Raw genomic sequence first — 20,776 nt, forward strand, 5'->3', positions numbered from 1 at the left:
AAGTTGGCCGCATTATACCCTGCGCCGGCGGCGCTGCCTTGACCTGACTGCGGCATCGGCCGATGTTTTTGGCCGGCGGCGGCGACAATTCATGCAAATGAACTTGTTGTCGGTGATGCCGGCTGCTTAACTGCAGAGGGAATCCCCCCACCCGAACAAGGAGTTGCCATGAATCAGCTCGACCTTTCCCGCTGGCAGCAGCTGGCCACCGACTACGCGTTCAGTATCGGCGGCACGCTGCTGGCCGCGCTGGCTTTCTGGATCATCGGCCGCTGGCTGATCGGCCAGGTCGGCAGTCTGGTGCAGCGCACGCTGGAGCGGCAGCACGTCGACGCCACCATCATGCGTTACCTCGGCACCACCATCAACGTCACCCTCAACGTGATCCTGGTGGTCGGCATCCTCGGCTACTTCGGCATCCAGACCACCACCTTCGCCGCGCTGTTCGCCGCCGCCGGCGTCGCCATCGGCATGGCCTGGTCCGGCCTGCTGTCCAACTTCGCCGCCGGGGTGTTCCTGATCGTGCTGCGGCCGATGAAGGTCGGCGATTTCGTCACCGCCGGCGGCGTGACCGGCACGGTGAAGGAGATCGGCCTGTTCACCACCGCCCTCAACACCCCGGACAACGTGCTGACCATGGTCGGCAACGGCAAGATCATGGGCGACACCATCCAGAACTTCAGCAGCAACCCGTTCCGCCGCGTGGAGCTGAAGGCGCAGCTGGCCGGCAGCGCCGATCCCGCCGCCGCCATCGCGCTGTTGCGGCAACGGCTGGCGGTGATACCCAACGTGCTGGCCGAGCCGGCGGTGGAGGTGGCGATCCTGGAATTCAACCTGGTGGGGCCGGTGCTGGCGGTGCGGCCGTTCTGCCACAACGACCACTACTGGCAGGTGTACTTCGACAGCAACCAGCTGATCCGCGACGCGCTGGGCGGCGAGGCGTTCCCGCCGCCGATGCCGGCGCAGGTGGTGTACGTGAAGCAGTAAGGTTGGCCGCAAGCGCCGTCAATGCCCGGGGCCGCGGCCGATGAACATCGGCAGCGGCCCGGGGTATTCGTGCGCGGCGGCTCAGTGCGGCGAGGCCGCCGTCTGGCCGGTGAGCCGCGCCAAGAGGCGGCGGATGCGCGTGCGCAGGCCGTCGAGGTAGGTGTACACCACCGGCAGCACGATCAGCGTCAGCACGGTGGAGGTGATCAGGCCGCCGATGATCGCGTGCGCCATCGGCCGCTGCGTCTCCGAACCGGCACCGCTGGCCAGCGCCAGCGGCAGCATGCCGAAGATCATCGCCAGGCTGGTCATCATGATCGGGCGCAGCCGCACGCGGCCGGCCTCGACGATGGCGTCCAGCCGCGCCATGCCCTCCTTGCGGCTCTGGTTGATGAAGTCGACCAGCAGGATGCCGTTCTTCGCCGCCAGCCCCATCAGCATGATGATGCCGATCACCGAGAACATGTTCAGCGTGGAGCCGAACAGCCACAGCGCGGCGAACACGCCGACGAAGGCCAGCGGCAGCGCCATCATGATGGTCACCGGCAGCGTGAAGCTGCGGAACTGCGCGGCGAGGATGAGATAAATGAAGATCACGCCCATCGCCAGCGCCTGTATCGCGTAGTCCAGCGACTCCTGCATGCTCTTGCGCTCGCCCTCCTGCGACAGCACCACTCCGGCCGGCAGCCGCAGTTGCTTCAGCGCGGCATCGACGCCGGCAAACACCTCGCCGGCGCTGCGGCCGCTGATGTTGGCGGTGACGCTGATCTCGCGCATCAGGTCGGTGCGCTCGATCTGGCGCGGGCTGCTGCCCGGCTCGATGCGCGCCAGCTGCGCCAGCGGCACCATATTGGCCTCACCGTTGTCGCGCCGCGTGCCGGGCACCATCAGCACCTCCAGCAGCGCCGCCTCGCGCCCCTCGCGCGGCAACTGCAGCCGCACGTCGTAGTTTTCGCCGTCCGGCGCCTCCCACGTCGTCACCGTGCTGCCGGCCAGCAGCACCGACAGCGTGTTGCCGACGCGGTTGAGATCCACACCCAGCGAGGCGGCGGCATCGCGGTCCAGGCGCACGTCCAGCGCCGGATCGGCGTCGGAAAAGCTGCTCTGCACGTCGCGCACGCCGTTGACGCGCGCGATCGCCGTCATCACCGCGTCGGTGGCCTGGCGCAGCGCCTGCAGGTCGCTGCCGCGGATACCGATATTGACCGGCTTGCCGCCGGGGCCGTGCTGGCCCAGCTCCTGCACCGAATCCAGCTCGATGCCGGCCACGCGCTGCGCGCTGCTGCGCGCCGCTGCCATCAGCTGGAACAGGTCACGCTGGCGCGTCTGCTTGTCGCCGACGTCGACGGTCAGCTGCGCCTCGTTGCGGCCGGCGCCGAAGCGGCCGCCGCCGATCTTGCTGTCGACGCTGCTCACCTCCGGAATGCTGCGCAGCTGCGCCTCCACCTCGCGCGCCTTGGCGGCGGTGTACTCCAGCGTCGAGCCGGGCGCGGTCTTGAACGACAGGCGGAAATCGCCGTTGTCGGCGCGCGGCAGGAATTCGCCGCCGATCACCGGCACCAGCATGAAGCTGCCGACGGTCAGCGCCAGCACCGCGGCCAGCACCGTCTTGCGGTGCGCCAGCGCCCAGCGGATCACCCGCACGTAGCCGTCGCCGAGGCGGTCGAGCGAGGCCTCGAACCAGTCCAGCGCGCGGCCGACCGGGCCCTTGTGGTGGTCGCCGTGGCGGTGCGGATCGTGCCACACCGAGGACAGCATCGGGTCCAGCGTGAACGACACGAACATCGAGATCAGCACCGCCACCGTCACCGCGAGGCCGAACTGGTGGAAGAACTTGCCGATGATGCCGCCCATGAAGCCGACCGGCAGGAACACCGCGACGATGGTCAGCGTGGTGGCCAGTACCGCCAGCCCGATCTCGTTGGTGCCGTCCAGCGCCGCCTGGTAGTGCCCCTTGCCCAGCGTGGCGTGGCGCACGATGTTCTCGCGCACCACGATGGCGTCGTCGATCAACAGCCCGATGGACAGCGACAGCGCCATCAGCGTCATCACGTTGAGGGTAAAGCCCAGCGCCTGCACCGCGAACAGGGTGCCCAGCAGCGCGATCGGCAGCGTCAGGCCGGTAATCACCGTACTGCGCCAGCTGCCAAGGAACAGGAACACGATCAGCACCGTCAGCAGCGCGCCCTCCAGCAGCGTCTGCTGCACCCCGCTCAGCGACTTGCGCACCTCGTCCGACTTGTCGTAGGTGAGCCTGACCTCGCTGCCGGCCGGCAGCTGCGCCCGCTGCTCGGCGATGATCGCCTTCACCGCGTCGGCCACCGCCACCACGTTGGCGCCGCGCGCGGCGCGCACGTCCAGCCCCACCGCCGGCTTGCCGTCGATCAGGCTGATGCTGTTCTTCTCTTCCTCGCTGTCGCGCACCTCGGCCACGTCGGCCAGACGGATGGTCGCGCCCTGGCGCGTGGCGATGCCCAGCTCGCGGAAGTCGTCCACCGACGCAAGCTTGCCGGCGACGCGCACCGACAGCTCGTCGCGCTGGCTGCTGACCTGGCCGGCCGGGAAATCACGGTTGGCCGCGGCGATGGCGTCGGCCACCTCGCTGACCGACAGCCCCAGCGCCTCCAGCCGGTACGGCTGCAGCTCGATGCGGATCTCGCGCTTGCTGGCGCCGGTCAGCTTCACCTCGCCGACGCCGCTCACCGTCTGCAGCCGCTTCTTCAGCACATTGTCCAGCCAGTTGCTCAGCTCGCGCAGCGAGCCGTCCTGCTGGCTGAAGGTGTAGGACATCAGCGGCTCGTCGTTGGGATTCATCTGCGAGATGGTCGGTGTGCTCACCTCGCGCCGCAGCCGGCCCTGTGCGGCGCCGACCTTGTCGCGCACCTCCTGCAGGCCGGCGGCCGCGTCGGTGGACAGCTCGAACTCCACCACCAGCGTGGCGACGCCCTCGGAGGAGTAGGAACGGATGTGCTTGACGCCGTTGATGGTATTGACCGCCTCTTCCAGCGGGCGGGTGACCTCGCTCTCGATCACCTCCGGCGAGGCGCCGGGATAGGTCGCCGACACCACCGCCACCGGGAAACGGATATCGGGAAACTCCTCCACCGGCAGCTGCTTCCAGGCAAACAGGCCCAGCACCGTCAACAGCAGCATCATCACGGCGGCCAGATAGGGGTTCTGCACGCTGACGCGGGTCAACCACATGGTATCGCCCTCTCCTTAGCGCGGCAGCGCCACGCGGTCGCCGGGCTTCAGCCCCAGCAGCGGCGCCGCCAGCAGCGTGCGGCCAAGCTCGATGCCGCGCACCGCCAGCACCCGCTCGTTGTCGTTGCGCAGCACGACGCTGACCGGCTGGCGGCGCAGGGTGTCGCCGTCCAGCAGCATCACCCACGGCGCGCTGCCGTCGGCGTCGCGCACTGCCGCCTGCGGCAGGCGCACCGCGTCGCCGACCTCGCGCAGGATCACCTCGCCGCTGACGAACTGGCCGGCCTGCAAGCGGCCGGCGCGGTTGTCGACGCGCAGATAGGCATTGAAGGTGCGGCTGCCGGCATTGGCCACCGGGTTGATGCGCAGCAGCTGCGCGGCGAACTGCTCGGTCGCGCCCTCGACGCGGAAGTGCGCGCGCTGGCCGGGCTGCAGCTGGGCCACCTGCCGCGCCGGGATGCTGGCGGTCGCCTCCAGCTGGCTCAGGTCGGCGATGGCGAACAGCTTCTGGTTGCGGCTGACCTGCTCGCCCGGCTGGATGCGGCGGGCGTAGACCACGCCGTCCATCGGCGAGTGCACCGCGGTATCGGCCAGGCTCTTGCGCGCGCGCGCCAGCTGGCTGCGGCGGGCGTTGACGTCGCCTTCGCGGATTCGGTACTCGCTGTCCACCTCGTCGAAGGCCAGCTTGGAAATGAAGCCCTGCTGGTACAGCTCGCGCTGCTTGTCCAGCTTCAGCCGCGCCAGCCGCAGCCTTGCCTCATCGTTGGCCAGCTGCGCCTGCTGCTCCAGCAGCGCCTGCTGCAACGTCTCGCCGTCCAGCCGCGCCAAGAGCTGGCCGCGGCGCACGCTTTCGCCCTCGCGCACCAGCACCTCGCGCACGCTGGCGTCGATCTCGGCGGCGACCTCGATGCTGGTCAGCGCGTTGAGGGTGGCGGTAAACGGCAGGCTGGCGGCCACCGGCGCCTGCGTCGCCTGCAGCACGTCGCCGCGCGCCAGCTGGCGCAGTGGCGCGGCAGCGGCGCCAGCGCTGGCATCCTTGCCGCTGGTGGCAGGTTGGCCGCAGGCGGCAAGCAGCACACAGGCGGCGAGACAAGCGCTTCGGAACAGGGTTGGACGGATCATGACGGGTCGTTTCTCGGAATGGTGACGGCTCAGGGGCGCGCGGCCGGGGTCATGCCGCGCGGCAGCAGCAGCCAGAACCTGCCCTGCTGCTTCATGCGGCCGGCGTACATACCGGCCTCGGTGCCGAAGCCGAAAAAGAAGTCGCCGCGCACCGCACCGCGGATGGCCCCGCCGGTGTCCTGCGCGTGCATCAACCGGGTCAGCGGCTTGGGGCTGCCGTCCAGCGGCCAGGTGGTGGCCAGGTAGACCGGCGCGCCCAGCGGGATGTAGCGCGGATCGACCGCCAGGCTGTGGCCGTCGGTCAGCGGCACGCCCAGCGCGCCGATCGGGCCGCCGCCCGTGCTGTTCAGGGTGCGGAAGAACACGTAGCTCGGGTTGACGTCGAACAGCTCGCGGCGGCGCTGCGGATTGGCTTCCAGCCAGCCCTTGATGCCCTGCATGCTGGCCTCGGCCAGCGTCAGCTGCTGCTGGTCGATCAGCCAGCGGCCGATCGACTTGTACGGGTGGCCGTTCTGCTCGGCGTAGGTCACCCGCAAAAAGCTGCCGTCTTCCAGCTGGATGCGGCCGGAGCCTTGCACCTGCAGGAAGAACAGCTCGGTTTCGTCCTCCACCCAGGCCAGCACCGGCGCGCTGTTGATGCCCTTGCCGGCGTTGATCTCGGCGCGGCTGTAGTACGGCAGCAGGCGGTTGCCGTCGAGGCGGCCCTTCAGCGTGCGGGTGCGGCTGTCGATGACGAAATCCGCCGGCCTCACCAGCAGCTCGTCGGCGCCGGGCTGGGTCTTGCCCGCCACCACCTGCAGCCGGTTGCCGCCGCTGCGGCGCGCCACCAGCTGCGTGGCCGCGCGCTGTTCCGCGCTGATGTCCAGCAGCAGCAGGTCCTGCGGCACGCCGTACACCGGGTACGGCGTCTGCACGCTGCGCTGGCGGCTGCCGCTGAGCAGCGGCTCGTAGTAGCCGGTGATCAGGCCGCTGTCCTTTCCGGCCTCACTGACCTGCCACGGCACGAAACGGCTCTCGTAAAAGCGGCGGATGCCGTCAACGTTGGCCGCATCCAGCGTCGCGGCCTCGCTGCAGACCGCCTGCCACTGCGGACGGCCGGCCAGCGGGCGGCAGCTTTCGCGCAGCGCCAGCAGGCTCTCGCTGGCCAGCGAGCTGTCCCACTGCGGCAGCTGGCTGAACGCGGCCGGCTGGTAGCGGATGGCGTCGGCGGGCGACGACGACGGCGGGGTGGAAACGGTGGAACAGGCGGCCAGCCACAGCAGGCTGGCGCACAGCAGTAAACGGTTCAGCATGGAAACAGGACTCTCGGAAAACCCGGAACAGGCACGGGTGCTAGAGCGGCACGGCACCGGAAAGTTCGGATGGTACTGGAACGGCGGCCGGAAAAACAATGCGGCTGTCGTGAATACGACAGCCGCCGTGTCCGCCATCCGGCCGGCAGCGCGTTGCCGCAGCGGCCGGCCATGCGTGCGTCACCGCTCAGCCCTGGTCCTGGGCGGCCATGTCGGCGCGCACCTGCTCCATGTCCAGGTCGCGTACCGCCTGCACCAGCTGCTCGAACTGCGGCGCCATCATCGCACCGGCCTGGTGGAACACCACGATGCCGTCCTTCAGCGCCATCAGCGTCGGGATGGAACGGATCTTGAAGTGGGCGGCCAGCTCCTGCTCGTCCTCGGTGTTGATCTTGGCGAACACGATGTCGGGGTGTTTTTCCGCCGCCGCCTCGAAGATCGGGCCGAACGACTTGCACGGGCCGCACCACGGCGCCCAGAAGTCGAGGATCACCATGCCGTCGCGGTCTACGGTGTCGTTAAAGGTATCGGCGGTGATGTTTACGTAGGCCATGACGGCTCCTTGGGTTCGTTGTGGCGGCCGCTGCGGCCAAGCTTGCTGCTTTTCAAGATTGTCGCAATGCAGCGATCAGGCAAGGGATGGCCGCCATTGAATTTCGCGATGCCGCACATTGGCGACCGCTATCAGTGGCGATGGCGGATGCGCCAGCACTGGTGGATCTTCCTGTTGCGGAAGTCCTCCGGCACCGACTGCGCGCTGATGTCCTGCACCGCGTAGTCTGCGGCCAACCTGTCGTCCAGCGTGAAGCTGCGCAGGTTGTTGGAGAAGTACAGCACGCCGTCCGGCGCCAACAGCCGCATCGCGCCGTCGACCAGCTTGACCTGGTCGCGCTGCACGTCCAGCTCGTCCACCATCTTCTTGGAGTTGGAGAAGCTGGGCGGGTCCATCACGATCAGGTCGAACTGCTTGCCGGCAAAGGCGGCGTCTTCCAGGTACTGGAACACGTCGTCGCGGATCAGCTGGTGCTTGTCCAGATCCAGGCCGTTCAGCTCGAAATTGCGCCGGCTCCACGCCTGGTAGGTGTTGGAGAGGTCCACCGTCTCGCTGCTGACCGCGCCGCCGGCGGCCGCGTACACGGTGAAGCTGCCGGTGTAGGCGAACAGGTTGAGAAAGCGCTTGCCGGCCGCCTCGTCGCGCACCCGCTTGCGGGTGTTGCGGTGGTCGAGGAACAGGCCGGTGTCGAGGTAGGCGTCGAGGTTGACCCAGAAGCGCTGGCCCTGCTCCGCCACCACGAAGTCCTCGCCCTCGCGGCCGGTCTTCTCGTACTGGCTCTCACCCTTCTGGCGGCGGCGCGTCTTCAGCGCGATGTTCCACAGCGGCACGCCGGTGACCTCGCTGATCGCCTGCTGCACCGCGGCGATCCACGCCACGTACTCGGATTCCTCGATCTGCCAGCCGGTGTCGTACTCCTGCAGGTGGATGCGCTGGCCGTACAGGTCGATGATCAGCGGAAACTGCGGCACGTCGCGGTCGTAGACGCGCCAGGCGTCCAGTCCGTTGCGGCGCGCCCATTTGGCGTAGTGCTTGTAGTTCTTGGCAAGCCGGTTGGCAAAGGCGGAAACGTCAACCATGCAACTTCCTTTTCGATAAAAACCAAGCGCCGGAACATGTCCGGCGCCAATATTCGGTGCGTTGCGGCCAGGGTTGGCCGCACGGCTAGTCGTTGTTCAGCGCGGCCTGCTGCCGTTCATGATAGGCCACCAGGCGTCGGTACACCGGTTCCGGCACGTACTGGCGGATCACCTGTTCCCAGCCCTGCGGCCCCATCAGGCCCTTGACCATGGTGGAGGACACCTCGGCGTACTCGCGTGGCGGCAGCAGGAAGATGGTGGTGATGTCGGCGTGCAGATCGGAGTTGATGTAGCGCATGGTGCGCTCGTACTCGTAGTCGCTGGCGGTGCGGATGCCGCGAATGATGTAGTTGGCTTCAATGCTCTGCGCATAGTTGACCAGGAACTGGTTCTCGAACACCTCGACCCGCAGCTTGGAAAAACCGCGCGTGACGGCACGCAGCATGTCCAGACGCTCGTCCACGCTGAAGGTGCAATGTTTTTCCGGATTGACGCCGATGGCCACCACCACCTCGTCAAACAGTTCCACGGCCTCGCGAATCATCCACAAATGCCCGTTGGTCACCGGGTCAAAACTACCGGCATAGACGGCGCGCTTCAATTGATGCTTTCCTTTGCGACTGTTTGTCATGGCGGAATGTAGCGTGGCTGGGGATGGTGGACAAGGAGTTTTTGCTGCGTTGCAAAAATAAAAGCACCGGCGCGGTGCAGTAACGCATCACGCCGGTGCGGCACTCTATTGCAGAATATCAGGCGTTGATGGTTTCCGCATGATGGCACGCCACTTCGCGGCCTTCGAGGGTGCGCAATTGCGGCACTTCCCTGCCGCACAGCTCGGTCGCGTAGGGGCAGCGCTTGTGGAAGGCGCAGCCGCTCGGCGGGTTGAGCGGGCTGGGCAGCTCGCCGTGGATCTTGATCTTGATGCTGCGATCCTCAGGATAGATCGACGGTGTCGCCGACAGCAGCGCCTGGGTGTAGGGGTGCAGCGGCCTGGCGTAGATCGTTTCCTTGCTGCCCACCTCCACCGCGCGGCCGAGGTACATCACCATCAGGTCGTCGGCGACGTGCTCCACCACCGCCAGGTTGTGCGAGATGAACACGTAGGCGGTGTTGAACTCTTCCTGCAGGTCCATGAACAGGTTCAGCACCTGCGCCTGGATCGACACGTCCAGTGCCGAGGTCGGCTCGTCGGCGATCACGATCTGCGGCTGCAGCATCATGGCGCGCGCGATGGCGATACGCTGGCGCTGGCCGCCGGAGAACATGTGCGGGTAGCGGTAGTAGTGCTCGGGGCGCAGGCCGACGCGCTTCATCATCGCCTTGACCTTGTCCTCGCGCTCCTTTGCCGTCAGCTTGGTGTTGATCAGCAGCGGCTCGCCCAGCTGGTCGCCGACCTTCTGCCGCGGGTTGAGCGAGGCGTACGGGTTCTGGAACACCATCTGCACCTTGCTGCGCAGCGCCTTGAGTTCGGCCTTGCCGGCATGGGCGATGTCGACACCGTCCAGCACCAGCGAACCGGCGGTCGGTGCCTCGATCAGCGTCAGCTGCCGTGCCAGCGTGGACTTGCCGCAGCCGGATTCGCCGACCACCGCCAGCGTCTTGCCGGCCTTGAGTTCAAACGACACACCGTTCAGCGCCTTGACCACGGCCTTCGGTTTCATGAAGCCCTGCGACACCTCGTAGTGACGGGTCAGGTCGCGAGCCTGCAATACAGTCTGGCTCATGGGGCCTCCTTCTTCTCGAACAGCGGGTAGAAGCAACGCACGGCACCATGCTCGTGCGCGGTAATGCCGGGACGCTCGTTGCGGCAGCGTTCCTGCGCGTACGGGCAGCGCGGCGACAGCAGACAGCCGCTCGGGCGGTCGTACTGGCCGGGCACGATGCCGGGCAGGGTCACCAGCCGGCGTGCGCCCTTGCTGTGCTCCGGAATGGAGGACAGCAGCGCCTGGGTATACGGATGCACCGGGTGACGGAACAGCTGCGGCACGGAGCCCTCTTCCGCCACCTGGCCGGCGTACATCACCGCCACGCGGTGCGCCACCTCGGCAATCACCGCCAGATCGTGGGTGATCATCAGCAGTGCCATATTGCGTTCTTTTTGCAGGTTGACCAGCAGGTCCATGATCTGCGCCTGGATGGTGACGTCCAGCGCGGTGGTCGGCTCGTCGGCAATCAGCAGCTTGGGGTTGCAGGCCAGTGCCACCGCGATCATCACGCGCTGGCTCATGCCGCCGGACAGCTGGTGCGGATAGGCTTCCAGACGGGTCTTGGCCGCCGGGATCTCCACCAGCTCCATCAGTTCCAGCGCACGCGCGCGCAGCTCGGCGCCGCGCAGGCCCTGGTGCACCTTCAGCACCTCCATGATCTGGTAGCCGACGGTGTAGCTCGGGTTCAGCGAGGTCATCGGGTCCTGGAAGATCATGGCGATGTCCTTGCCCACGATCTTGCGGCGCTCCCTGGCGCTGATGGTGAGCAGGTTCTTGCCGTCGAAGGTCAGCTCGTCGGCGACGATGCGACCCTGCCCTTCCAAGAGGCCCATCATCGCCATCATGGTCACCGACTTGCCGGAGCCGGACTCGCCGACGATGCCGACGATCTCGCCCTGGTCGACCGACAGGTCCAGCCCTTCCACGGCGCGGAATGGGTTTTTCTCGGAGCCAAACTCGACCGAGAGGTTCTTGATTTGCAACAGACTCATGATTTTCCCTTACGCCGCGCGCTTCATTTTCGGGTCCAGCGCATCGCGCAGGCCGTCGCCCATCAGGTTGATCGACAACACCGACACCAGGATGGTCAGACCCGGCAGGGTCACCACCCACCAGGCGCTGTCCATGTAGTCACGCGCCGAGGCCAGCATGGTGCCCCACTCCGGTGTCGGCGGCTGTACGCCGAGGCCGAGGAAGCCCAGCGCCGCGATTTCCAGGATGGCGGAGGAGAAGCTCATGGTGGCGTGCACGATCAGCGGCGCCATGCAGTTGGGCAGCACGGTAACGAACATCAGGCGCAGCAGGCCGGCGCCGGCGACGCGCGAGGCGGTCACGTAGTCGCGGTTCAGTTCGGTCATCGCCGAGGCGCGCGTCAGGCGCACATAGGCCGGCAGCGACACCACGGCGATGGCGATCATCGCGTTGACCAGGCCGGGCCCGAGGATGGCCATGATCGCCACCGCCAGCAGCAGCGACGGCAAGGCCATCATCACGTCCATCAGGCGCATGATCACGGTGCCCAGCGCCTTCGGGAAGAAGGCGGCCAGCAGGCCCATCACCACGCCGGGAATCAGCGCCATCACCACCGACACCAGACCGATCAGCAGCGACAGGCGCGCGCCGTAGATCAGGCGCGACAGGATGTCGCGGCCCAGCTCGTCGGTGCCGAGCAAGAACTGGCTGCTGCCACCGTCGGCCCAGGCCGGCGGCGTCAGGAAGTAGTCGCGGAACTGTTCGATCGGGTCGTACGGCGCGATCCACGGCGCAAACAGCGCACAGAAGGCGACGATGGACATGAACACCAGCCCGGCGACGGCACCCTTGTTGTGGGAGAAGCCCTGCCAGAACTCCTTGAGCGGCGAAGGATAGCCTGCGGCCAACTCTTCAACCGGCGCCGCGGTGGGCGCAGTAGAAATGGATGTCATTGCTCGCCTCTTACTTGGCATGACGGATGCGCGGGTTCGCGATGCCGTACAGGATGTCTACGATGAAGTTGGTGAGGATCACCAGCGTGGCCACGATCAGGATGCCGTTCTGCACCACCGGGTAGTCGCGGCGGCCGATGGCGTCGATCAGCCACTTGCCGATGCCCGGCCAGGAGAAGATGGTCTCGGTCAGCACCGCGCCGCCCATCAGCGTGCCCACCTGCAGGCCGATCACGGTCAGCACCGGGATCAGCGCGTTGCGCAGGGTGTGGATGAAGATCACGCGCGCCGGCGACAGGCCCTTGGCGCGGGCGGTGCGCACGTAGTCCTCGCGCAGCACTTCCAGCATCGACGAGCGCGTCATCCGCGCGATCACCGCCAGCGGGATGGTGCCCAGCACGATGGCCGGCAGGATCAGGTGCATCACCGCGTCCTTGAAGGCGCCGGCGTTGTATTCGGGATCGGCCATTTCGGCGCGCCAGGCATCGATCAGCATGAAGCCGGTCTGCGGCTGCACGTCAAAGGCGAGATCGAGGCGGCCGGAAACCGGGGTCCAGCCCAGCTGTACCGAGAACAGCATGATCAGGATCAGGCCCCACCAGAAGATCGGCATCGAGAAGCCGGTCAGCGAGATGCCCATCACGCCGTGGTCGAAGATGGAGCCGCGCTTGATCGCCGCCACCACGCCGGCCAGCAGGCCACAGACGGTGGCGAACACCAGTGCGCACAACGCCAGCTCCAGCGTGGCCGGGAACAGGGTGGTGAATTCGCTCCACACGCTTTGCTGGGTTTTCAGCGAGGCGCCCAGGTTGCCCTGGAACAGGTTGCCGATGTAGTCGAAGTACTGGATATACAGCGGCTGATCCAGGCCCAGGCGCTTCATCGCCGCCGCGTGCAGGGCGGGGTCTAGCGAACGCTCGCCCATCATCACCTCGATGGGATCGCCCGGGATCATGCGGATCAGGCTGAAGGTAATCAGCGTGATGCCGAAAAAGGTCGGAATCAGCACGCCAAGACGACGCAGGATAAAGAAAAACATGTGAAGGTCTCCCGTCCACGCACAGAGATAGGCGTGACGTATTGCTGCAAGAGACAGGGAACGGGAACTGCCGGAAGGAAAGCAGGAGGGGTGCCGGGCGACGTAACTGCATCTGACCACCCACCTACACCAGATGCATCGCCGCCACGGCAAGACGCACTTTACGGATCGCACACCGTGACCGCCTTGATACAGGTCAATCACGGGACATCAATGCACCGCTGGTGCGCCCCGACTTTCCTTTTGCATAAACCGTTCGCCTGATAATGAACAAGGAGGGGCCAAAGGCGCCCTCCTTGCCATTCACCCGGACCCGCCGGGCGATACCGCGAACTTACTTGACGCTAACACCCTTGAAGGAATAGTCGCCGAACGGGCTGATCTTGAAGCCGTTCACTTCCTTGCGCATCGGCTGGTTCACCACCGAGTGGGCGATGGTCGACCACGGCAGGTCCTTCTTGAAGATTTCCTGCGCCTTCGCGTACATGGCGGTGCGCTGCTTCAGGTCGGTGCTCTTGCGGGCGCCCAGCACTTCCTTGTCGAAGGCCTTGCTGCAGTAGCGCGCGTAGTTGGAGCCGCCGATGGCTTCGCAGGTCAGCAACACGCCGAGGAAGTTGTCCGGGCTGGCGTAGTCGCCGGTCCAGCCGATCAGGCCCGCGTCATGCTCGCCGTTCTTCATGCGCTTGAGGTATTCGCCCCACTCGTAGGAAGTGATCTTGGCCTTGACGCCGATCTTGGCCCAGTCGGCCTGGATCATTTCCGCCATCAGCTTGGCGTTCGGGTTGTACGGACGCTGTACCGGCATCGCCCACAGGGTGATCTCGAAGCCGTTCGGGTAGCCGGCCTTGGCCAGCAGGGCCTTGGCCTTGGCGATATCGGTCGGCTGGTTGCGCAGCGACTTGTTGTACGACCACAAGGACGCCGGGAACGGGTTGGCCGCTTCCTGGCCCTGGCCCTGGTACACGGCGTCGATGATCGCCTTGCGGTTGATGGCCATGTCCAGTGCCTGGCGCACTTCCAGCTTCTTCAGCTGCGGCTTTTCAACGTTGTAGGCGAGGTAGCCGATGTTGAAGCCCGGTGCGGACAGCATCTTCAGAGCCGGATCGGCCTTCATGCCGGCCAGATCCTGCGGCTTCGGATAGGACATGATCTGGCATTCGCCGGCCTTCATCTTCTGGGCGCGTACCGACGGGTCGGTGGTGATCGCGAAGATCAGGTTGTCGACCTTGACGTCGCCTTTTTTCCAGTATTGCTTGTTGGCCGCGTAACGGATCTGCGCGTCTTTCTGGTAGCGCTTCAGGATGAACGGACCAGTGCCGACCGGCTGCTGGTTGATCATCGACGCCTTGCCTTCCTTCATCAGCTTGTCGCCGAACTCGGCGGACAGGATGGACGCGAACGGCATCGCGATCTTGGCCAGCAGGTCGGCATCCGGGGCCTTCAGCTTGAACACCACGGTGTACGGATCGGTCTTCTCGACGGCGCTGATGTTGCTGTCCAGGCCGGTATCGGACGCGTACGGGAATTCGACGTTGTACGCTTTGCGGAACGGATGGTTCTTGTCGATCATCCGCATGAAGCTGAACACCACGTCATCGGCGTTGAAATCGCGGGACGGGGTGAAGTATTCGGTCGTGTGGAACTTGACGCCCTTGCGTAGCTTGAAGGTGTAGGTCAGGCCGTCCGGCGACGAAGTCCACGACTCGGCCAGACCCGGCTCGATATTGGTGGAACCGGCCTTGAACTCGATCAGGCGGTTGAACATGGCGTGACCGGCGGCGTCAAAGGTGGAACCGCCGGTGTATTGTGCAGAATCAAAGCCTTCAGGGCTGGCTTCCGAGCAGTAGATCAGGGTCCCTGCAGCCTGGGCGGCGGATGCCGCGGCAGTCAGACCGGCAGCCAGCAAAAGGTGTTTAGCAACTCGCATAGTTTCTCTATTCCTTATTGTGTTTTTAATGACGGCGTTGTTACGCCTCCATAGTTCCGGGCTGACGGGCCGCTCATTTTCCGCAGTCATCCAGGGGACGACCGCAGCAAAGCCCTTCCCGATTACGACATACAACTAACAAGCCGATAACGTTCTACGTGGATGGCTGGCAGCAGCATGTTCGTGTTGACTTTATACCGATCGCTGCAACGGAGCATCAGAAAAAGCACACCTCAGCCCAAGTCAAAAAACTGCGAACCGGGCAAAGTCTGCCGGCTGCGGCGCAGTATTTCACAGCCAACCTATCACATCCACTAAGTTATTATCATCATCAATGTGATTTTGTTATAGGCTTTTGCTTTCACTTTTCCAGGGCCGCACCATGATCCGTTTTCGCCAAATTGAGGCATTCCGCTCGTTAATGGACACCGGCACCACGGTGGGTGCGGCGCGGCGCATGCACATCACCCAGCCGGCGGTCAGCCGCCTGATCGCCGACCTGGAGGCCGACCTCGGCTTCCGCCTGTTCAACCGCACCAAGGGCCGCATGGAACCGACCACCGCGGCGGTGCGCTTCCAGCTGGCGGTGGAAGAGAATTTCCTCGGCCTCGAACGCCTGCGCAAGGCCGCCGAGACCATCCGCAAGGACGAGACCCAGGCGCTGAGCGTCGCCTGCATGCCGGTGCTATCCACCACGCTGTTGCCTTTGATTCTAAAAGAGTTTTTCAAGATGCAACCGGACGTGCCGGTCAACATCGACTCGGTCGGCAACGCCGAGGTGCTGGTGCGGCTGCAGGACCTGAAGGTGGACGTCGCGCTCAGCCTCGCCTTCCCCGCCATCGCCGGCATCGAGGTGGAACCCATCCTGCAGGCCGAGGTGCTGTGCGCGCTGCCGGCCGGACACCGGCTGTGCGAACGGGCGGTGATCACCCCGGCCGACCTGGCCGGCGAGAACGTGATCGGCTGGATTCCCAACCGCCCGCTCAGCCAGGGGCAAGAAGACAAGTACTTTCCGCAAGCCATTGAAAAACCTCAATTTCCCATCCGAACCCACACCTCGCACACCCGCTACGCGATGGTCGCGCACGGTCTGGGCGTCTCCATCGTCGAGCCGTTCGGCGCCCAGGTATGGGAAAAACATGGCGTTGTCGTAAAGCCTTTCCAGACCGAGGCCACCCACGATTACGTGCTGGCCTACCCCAGTACCGGCCGCCGCTCCAGTTTGGTGCATGACTTCCGCACTGCCACCATGAAAGTGATCCAGGACCCGGCGCTGGTGCCGTGGCAACATGCCGCCATCCAGTAAAAAAAGCCGTAAAAAATGCCACCGGAAACTGTGGCATTTTAGTGACACTTAAATTTTGTCGCTCAGCATTTGCGTAGGATCACGCTGCCCACCGAGTAGCCGGCGCCGAACGAGGACAGCACACCAAGCTCGCCGGCGGCCATGTCCTCGTGATGCAGGTGCAGCGCGATCACCGAACCGGCAGAACTGGTATTGGCGTAGCGGTCGAGGATCACCGGCGCCTCGGCGGCCTCGGCGTCACGTCCCAGCACGCGGCGGGCGATCAGCTGGTTCATGCTCAGGTTGGCCTGGTGCAGCCAGAAGCGCTTCACGTCGCCAGGCTGGATGGCCTGGCTGGCCAGGTGCGCGACGATGTGTTCGCCCACCATCGGACACACCTCTTTAAATACCTTGCGCCCCTGCTGCACGAACAGCTTGTCCAGTGCGCCGATGCCGCGCTCGTCGCAACGGTTGAGGAAGCCGAAGTTGTTGCGGATATTGTTGGAGAACAGCGTCGCCAGCTTGCAGTCCACCACCTCGAAGCGCTGTGCCGCCGTGGCCAGCTCGGCGCGCTCCAGCAGCACCGCGGTGCAGGCGTCGCCGAAGATGAAGTGGCTGTCGCGGTCGCGGAAGTTCAGGTGCGCCGAGCAGATCTCCGGGTTCACCATCAGCACCGCGCGCGCCTGGCCGCTGGCGATGGCATTAACCGCGGTCTGGATGCCGAAGGTGGCCGACGAGCAGGCGACGTTCATGTCGAAGGCGTAGCCGCTGATGCCCAGTGCCTGCTGCACCTCGATCGACAGCGCCGGGTACGGCCGCGGCATATTGGAGCAGGCCACGATCACCATGTCGATGTCCGCCGCCGTGCGCCCGGCGCGGACCAGCGCCTCGCGCGCCGCCGCCACCGCCATCTCCGCCTGCACCGACAGCGCGTCGTTGTCGCGCTCCGGCAGCGATGGCGCCATGCGCCGGCTGTCGAGCACGCCGGCGGCATCCATCAGGTAGCGCTGCTTGATGCCAGAGGCCTTCTCGATGAATTCGGCACTGGACTCGGTCAGCGCCGCGATCTCGCCGCTGGCGATCTGCGTCGCGTGGGCGGCGTTGAAGTCGGCAACGTGTTGGTTGAAGGCCACCACCAGGGCCTCGTTGCTGACGGCGTGGGGCGGGGTAAACAGGCCGGTGCCGCTGATGACAACCTTGTACATAGAGAATCCTTCGGCGTGTGCGCTAGGGCAGCTAAAATTCAAACAATTGTTTGTGCGAATCATACACCAGTCGCCGCGGAAAAATCCCGGCCACGCGCAGCAAAGCGCGTTATAATCACGCGCCAGCCTTCCCGGCCCTTGCGGCCAACCTTCGCCGGACGGCACTCCCGATACCACAGCCCCGTGGAACCAAGACCCGCAATAGTTGACTAAATTACTCGGATTTAGGGTATAATCGCCACAACTATTCAGGGAGCCTTTCACCATGCGCTTGACCACCAAAGGCCGCTTTGCCGTAACAGCCATGCTGGACCTCGCCCTGCGCGAAGCAAACGGTCCGGTGACGCTGGCCGGCATCAGCGAGCGCCAGGGCATTTCCCTGTCGTATCTCGAGCAATTATTCGGCAAGCTGCGCCGTTCGCAGCTGGTGGACAGCGTGCGCGGCCCCGGTGGCGGCTACACGCTGGCGCGCACCGTGCAGGAAATCTCCGTCGCCGACATCATCGTCGCGGTCGACGAATCGGTGGACGCCACCCAGTGCGGCGGCCGCGAGAACTGTCACGACAACCACCGCTGCATGACTCACGACCTGTGGACCAACCTGAACCTGACCATCTTCGACTACCTGTCCAAGGTCAGCCTGGCCAGCCTGGTCGACGCGCAGCGCGCCAAAGAAACCTGCGTAGTAATAGATCAACGCCCACAACGCCGTAATGGCACCTGTAGCGAGCCTCTCGCCGGCACCATCTGACCGTCGACCTCGTGGAGAACCCGTAATGAGCGAGCTGAAACACCCCATTTACCTCGATTACTCCGCGACCACGCCGGTCGACCCGCGTGTGGCGGAGGTAATGATCCCGTTCCTGACCGAGAACTTCGGCAACCCGGCATCGCGTAGCCACGTCTACGGCTGGACCGCCGAGGAAGCGGTGGAAAACGCCCGCGCCCAGGTCGCCGCACTGGTGAACTGCGATCCGAAGGAAATCGTGTGGACCTCCGGCGCCACCGAATCGATCAACCTCGCGCTGAAGGGCGCCGCCCAGTTCTACAAGAGCAAGGGCAAGCACCTGATCACGCTGAAGACCGAACACAAGGCCACGCTGGACACCATGCGCGAGCTGGAACGCCAGGGCTTCGAGGTCACCTACCTCGACGTGCAGGACAACGGCCTGCTCGACCTCGCGGCACTGGAAGCGGCGCTGCGCCCGGACACCATCCTGGTGTCGGTGCTGTTCGTGAACAACGAGATCGGCGTGATCCAGGACATCCCGGCCATCGGCGAGCTGCTGCGCAGCCGCGGCATCCTGCTGCACGTGGATTCGGCTCAGGCCACCGGCAAGATCGACATCGACCTCGACAAGCTCAAGGTCGACCTGATGAGCTTCTCCGCACACAAGACCTACGGCCCGAAAGGCATCGGCGCGCTGTACATCCGCCGCAAGCCGCGCGTGCGCCTGGAGGCGCAAATGCACGGTGGCGGCCACGAGCGTGGCTTCCGCTCCGGCACCCTGGCCACGCACCAGATCGCCGGCATGGGTGAGGCCTACCGCATCGCCCGCGAGAGCATGCACGCCGAAAACGAGCGCATCCGCATGCTGCGCGACCGCCTGTGGGCCGGTCTGCAGGACATCGAGGAGGTCTACCTCAACGGCGACATCGACGCCCGCGTACCGCACAACCTGAACGTGAGCTTCAACTTCGTCGAAGGCGAGAGCCTGATCATGGCGATCAAGGACCTGGCGGTATCGTCCGGCTCGGCCTGTACCTCGGCCTCGCTGGAACCGTCCTACGTGCTGCGCGCACTGGGCCGCAACGACGAACTGGCGCACAGCTCGATCCGCTTCTCCATCGGCCGCTTCACCACCGAGGCCGATGTCGACTACACGATCAAGCTGCTGCACGAAAAGATCGGCAAGCTGCGCGAGATGTCCCCGCTGTGGGAGATGTTCAAGGACGGCGTCGACCTCAACAGCATCGAATGGGCTGCACACTAACAGATGGCATGATGCGGCCAACCCTGCACCGGCCGGCCGCATCGACAAGGAGAAAATCATGGCATACAGCGACAAGGTAATGGACCACTACGAGAACCCGCGTAACGTGGGGGCTTTCGACAAGGGCGACGAATCGGTCGGCACCGGCATGGTCGGCGCGCCGGCCTGTGGCGACGTGATGAAGCTGCAGATCAAGGTCAACGAACAGGGCGTGATCGAAGACGCCAAGTTCAAGACCTACGGCTGTGGCTCCGCCATTGCCTCCAGCTCGCTGGTGACCGAATGGGTCAAGGGCAAGACGCTGGACCAGGCGATGGCGCTGAAGAACACCGAGATCGCCGAAGAACTGGCGCTGCCGCCGGTCAAGATCCACTGCTCGATCCTGGCCGAAGACGCGATCAAGGCGGCCGTCGCCGACTACAAGCAAAAGCACGCTAAATGATTCCGGGCGGCCGTGGCCGCCCTCCTAATCCTGAAGGCAAACGCACTATGGCTATCACGCTTTCCGAAAACGCCGCCCGTCACGTCAGCAACTTCATCGCCAAGCGCGGCAAGGGGCTGGGCGTCCGCCTCGGCGTCAAGACTTCCGGCTGTTCCGGCATGGCCTACAAGCTGGAATTCGTCGATGTCGCCAGCGATGACGACATCGCGTTCGAGAGCTTCGGCGTCAAGGTGTTCACCGACGCCAAGAGCCTCGCCTACCTTGACGGCACCGAGCTGGACTACACCAAGGAAGGCCTCAACGAAGGCTTCAAGTTCAACAACCCGAACGTGAAAAACGAGTGCGGTTGTGGCGAGAGCTTCAACGTCTGATCCCCTTGCCGCGCCGACGGCCCCTGTCTGACAGGGGCCGCTGTCGCGTCCCGGCCCCGCCCGGGTGTTGCCCGCAGAAAGCCTCCATGACCGCCGACCTGTTCTCCGACTTCCAGCAGGACCACTTTGCCCTGTTCGGCCTGCCGCGCCGCTTCGCGCTGGACGGCGCCGAGCTGGACACGCTGTGGCGCACCGCCGCCGCGCAGGTGCATCCGGACCGCTTCGCCAGCGCCGGCGACACCGAAAAGCGCGTCGCGCTGATGGCCGCCACCCGCGTCAACGAAGCCTACCAGACGCTGAAATCGCCGCTGGCGCGTGCGCGCTACCTGCTGCGGCTGGCCGGTATCGACACCGCCGAGGAAACCAACACCAGCATGCCGCCGGCCTTCCTGATGGCGCAGATGGAGTGGCGCGAGGCGATCGAGGACGCCCGCCACGGCCATGACGTCGACGCGCTGGAGCGCCTGTCGCGCCAGCTGCGCCAGGACGTGCGCGCGATGGAAGACGAACTGGGCGCCGCGCTGGACGAACGGCACGACCACGCCGGCGCCGCGCTCCTGGTGCGCAAGCTGCGCTTTCTGGAAAAGCTGGATCAGGAAATCGGCGACGCCATCGAGGCGTTGCTGTTTTGAGCATACCCAAGGT

Annotated in this window: 19 protein-coding genes; 7 read left to right on the top strand and 12 right to left on the bottom strand. The window is 65.3% G+C overall.

Annotation, left to right across the window (positions count from 1 at the left end; all coding sequences use genetic code 11):
* Positions 1–168: 168 nt before the first annotated feature.
* Entirely contained in the window at positions 169–987 is an 819-nt protein-coding gene (locus IE100_RS03870; RefSeq protein WP_189372824.1) for a mechanosensitive ion channel family protein, read from the top strand.
* 81 nt (positions 988–1,068) lie between these two features.
* On the opposite strand, the gene IE100_RS03875 is transcribed toward IE100_RS03870, so the two are convergent.
* The 11 genes from IE100_RS03875 to IE100_RS03925 all read right to left on the bottom strand — a co-directional run bounded on the left by IE100_RS03875 (position 1,069) and on the right by IE100_RS03925 (position 14,834).
* Positions 1,069–4,191: an efflux RND transporter permease subunit gene (locus tag IE100_RS03875; RefSeq protein WP_189372825.1), complete on the bottom strand. Its 3,123-nt coding sequence runs from the start codon at positions 4,189–4,191 to the stop codon at positions 1,069–1,071.
* 15 nt (positions 4,192–4,206) lie between these two features.
* Positions 4,207–5,313 (bottom strand): efflux RND transporter periplasmic adaptor subunit, encoded by a 1,107-nt coding sequence (locus IE100_RS03880; RefSeq protein ID WP_189372826.1) that lies wholly within the window; start codon positions 5,311–5,313, stop codon positions 4,207–4,209.
* A 29-nt stretch (positions 5,314–5,342) separates the two neighbouring features.
* Positions 5,343–6,605: a murein transglycosylase A gene (mltA, locus tag IE100_RS03885; protein ID WP_189372827.1), complete on the bottom strand. Its 1,263-nt coding sequence runs from the start codon at positions 6,603–6,605 to the stop codon at positions 5,343–5,345.
* 187 nt (positions 6,606–6,792) lie between these two features.
* Positions 6,793–7,158 carry a thioredoxin gene (trxA, locus tag IE100_RS03890; RefSeq protein WP_189372828.1) on the bottom strand — a complete coding sequence of 122 codons (366 nt, stop codon included), beginning with the start codon at positions 7,156–7,158 and terminating at the stop codon, positions 6,793–6,795.
* Between the two features lie 131 nt (positions 7,159–7,289).
* Positions 7,290–8,237 carry a class I SAM-dependent methyltransferase gene (locus IE100_RS03895; RefSeq protein ID WP_189372829.1) on the bottom strand — a complete coding sequence of 316 codons (948 nt, stop codon included), beginning with the start codon at positions 8,235–8,237 and terminating at the stop codon, positions 7,290–7,292.
* Positions 8,238–8,322: 85 nt separating this feature from the next.
* Positions 8,323–8,868, bottom strand: coding sequence for a pantetheine-phosphate adenylyltransferase (coaD, locus tag IE100_RS03900; protein ID WP_189372830.1), 546 nt, complete (start codon positions 8,866–8,868; stop codon positions 8,323–8,325).
* Positions 8,869–8,986: 118 nt separating this feature from the next.
* A complete protein-coding gene (locus IE100_RS03905) occupies positions 8,987–9,961 on the bottom strand; it encodes a peptide ABC transporter ATP-binding protein (RefSeq protein WP_189352535.1) in 975 nt (324 codons plus the stop codon).
* Positions 9,958–10,935, bottom strand: coding sequence for an ABC transporter ATP-binding protein (locus IE100_RS03910; protein ID WP_189372831.1), 978 nt, complete (start codon positions 10,933–10,935; stop codon positions 9,958–9,960). Before IE100_RS03910 ends, IE100_RS03905 begins: the two co-directional genes overlap by 4 nt.
* Before the next feature lie 9 nt (positions 10,936–10,944).
* Positions 10,945–11,868 (bottom strand): ABC transporter permease subunit, encoded by a 924-nt coding sequence (locus tag IE100_RS03915; RefSeq protein ID WP_189372832.1) that lies wholly within the window; start codon positions 11,866–11,868, stop codon positions 10,945–10,947.
* Positions 11,869–11,878: 10 nt separating this feature from the next.
* The gene (locus IE100_RS03920; RefSeq protein ID WP_189372833.1) at positions 11,879–12,907 is read right to left on the bottom strand and encodes an ABC transporter permease subunit; all 1,029 of its coding nucleotides are present in this window, start codon (positions 12,905–12,907) and stop codon (positions 11,879–11,881) included.
* Between the two features lie 334 nt (positions 12,908–13,241).
* The gene (locus tag IE100_RS03925) at positions 13,242–14,834 is read right to left on the bottom strand and encodes an ABC transporter substrate-binding protein (protein ID WP_189372834.1); all 1,593 of its coding nucleotides are present in this window, start codon (positions 14,832–14,834) and stop codon (positions 13,242–13,244) included.
* A gap of 382 nt (positions 14,835–15,216) precedes the next feature.
* On the opposite strand from IE100_RS03925, the gene IE100_RS03930 reads away from it, so the two are divergent.
* Positions 15,217–16,140: a LysR substrate-binding domain-containing protein gene (locus tag IE100_RS03930; protein WP_189372835.1), complete on the top strand. Its 924-nt coding sequence runs from the start codon at positions 15,217–15,219 to the stop codon at positions 16,138–16,140.
* A 62-nt stretch (positions 16,141–16,202) separates the two neighbouring features.
* On the opposite strand, the gene IE100_RS03935 is transcribed toward IE100_RS03930, so the two are convergent.
* Entirely contained in the window at positions 16,203–17,324 is a 1,122-nt protein-coding gene (locus tag IE100_RS03935) for a beta-ketoacyl-ACP synthase III (RefSeq protein ID WP_189372836.1), read from the bottom strand.
* Positions 17,325–17,589: 265 nt separating this feature from the next.
* Here IE100_RS03935 and iscR point away from each other — a divergent pair, with 265 nt between their 5' ends.
* The 5 genes from iscR to hscB all read left to right on the top strand — a co-directional run bounded on the left by iscR (position 17,590) and on the right by hscB (position 20,763).
* Entirely contained in the window at positions 17,590–18,075 is a 486-nt protein-coding gene (iscR, locus tag IE100_RS03940; protein ID WP_047966862.1) for a Fe-S cluster assembly transcriptional regulator IscR, read from the top strand.
* A 25-nt stretch (positions 18,076–18,100) separates the two neighbouring features.
* Positions 18,101–19,318, top strand: coding sequence for an IscS subfamily cysteine desulfurase (locus IE100_RS03945; protein WP_229800215.1), 1,218 nt, complete (start codon positions 18,101–18,103; stop codon positions 19,316–19,318).
* Positions 19,319–19,376: 58 nt separating this feature from the next.
* Positions 19,377–19,760 carry a Fe-S cluster assembly scaffold IscU gene (gene iscU, locus IE100_RS03950; protein WP_047966864.1) on the top strand — a complete coding sequence of 128 codons (384 nt, stop codon included), beginning with the start codon at positions 19,377–19,379 and terminating at the stop codon, positions 19,758–19,760.
* Between the two features lie 47 nt (positions 19,761–19,807).
* A complete protein-coding gene (gene iscA, locus IE100_RS03955) occupies positions 19,808–20,131 on the top strand; it encodes an iron-sulfur cluster assembly protein IscA (RefSeq protein ID WP_047966865.1) in 324 nt (107 codons plus the stop codon).
* Positions 20,132–20,217: 86 nt separating this feature from the next.
* Entirely contained in the window at positions 20,218–20,763 is a 546-nt protein-coding gene (gene hscB / locus IE100_RS03960; RefSeq protein WP_189372837.1) for a Fe-S protein assembly co-chaperone HscB, read from the top strand.
* The last annotated feature ends 13 nt before the right edge of the window (positions 20,764–20,776 follow it).

Source organism: Vogesella alkaliphila (assembly GCF_014652475.1).
GTDB lineage: Bacteria > Pseudomonadota > Gammaproteobacteria > Burkholderiales > Chromobacteriaceae > Vogesella > Vogesella alkaliphila.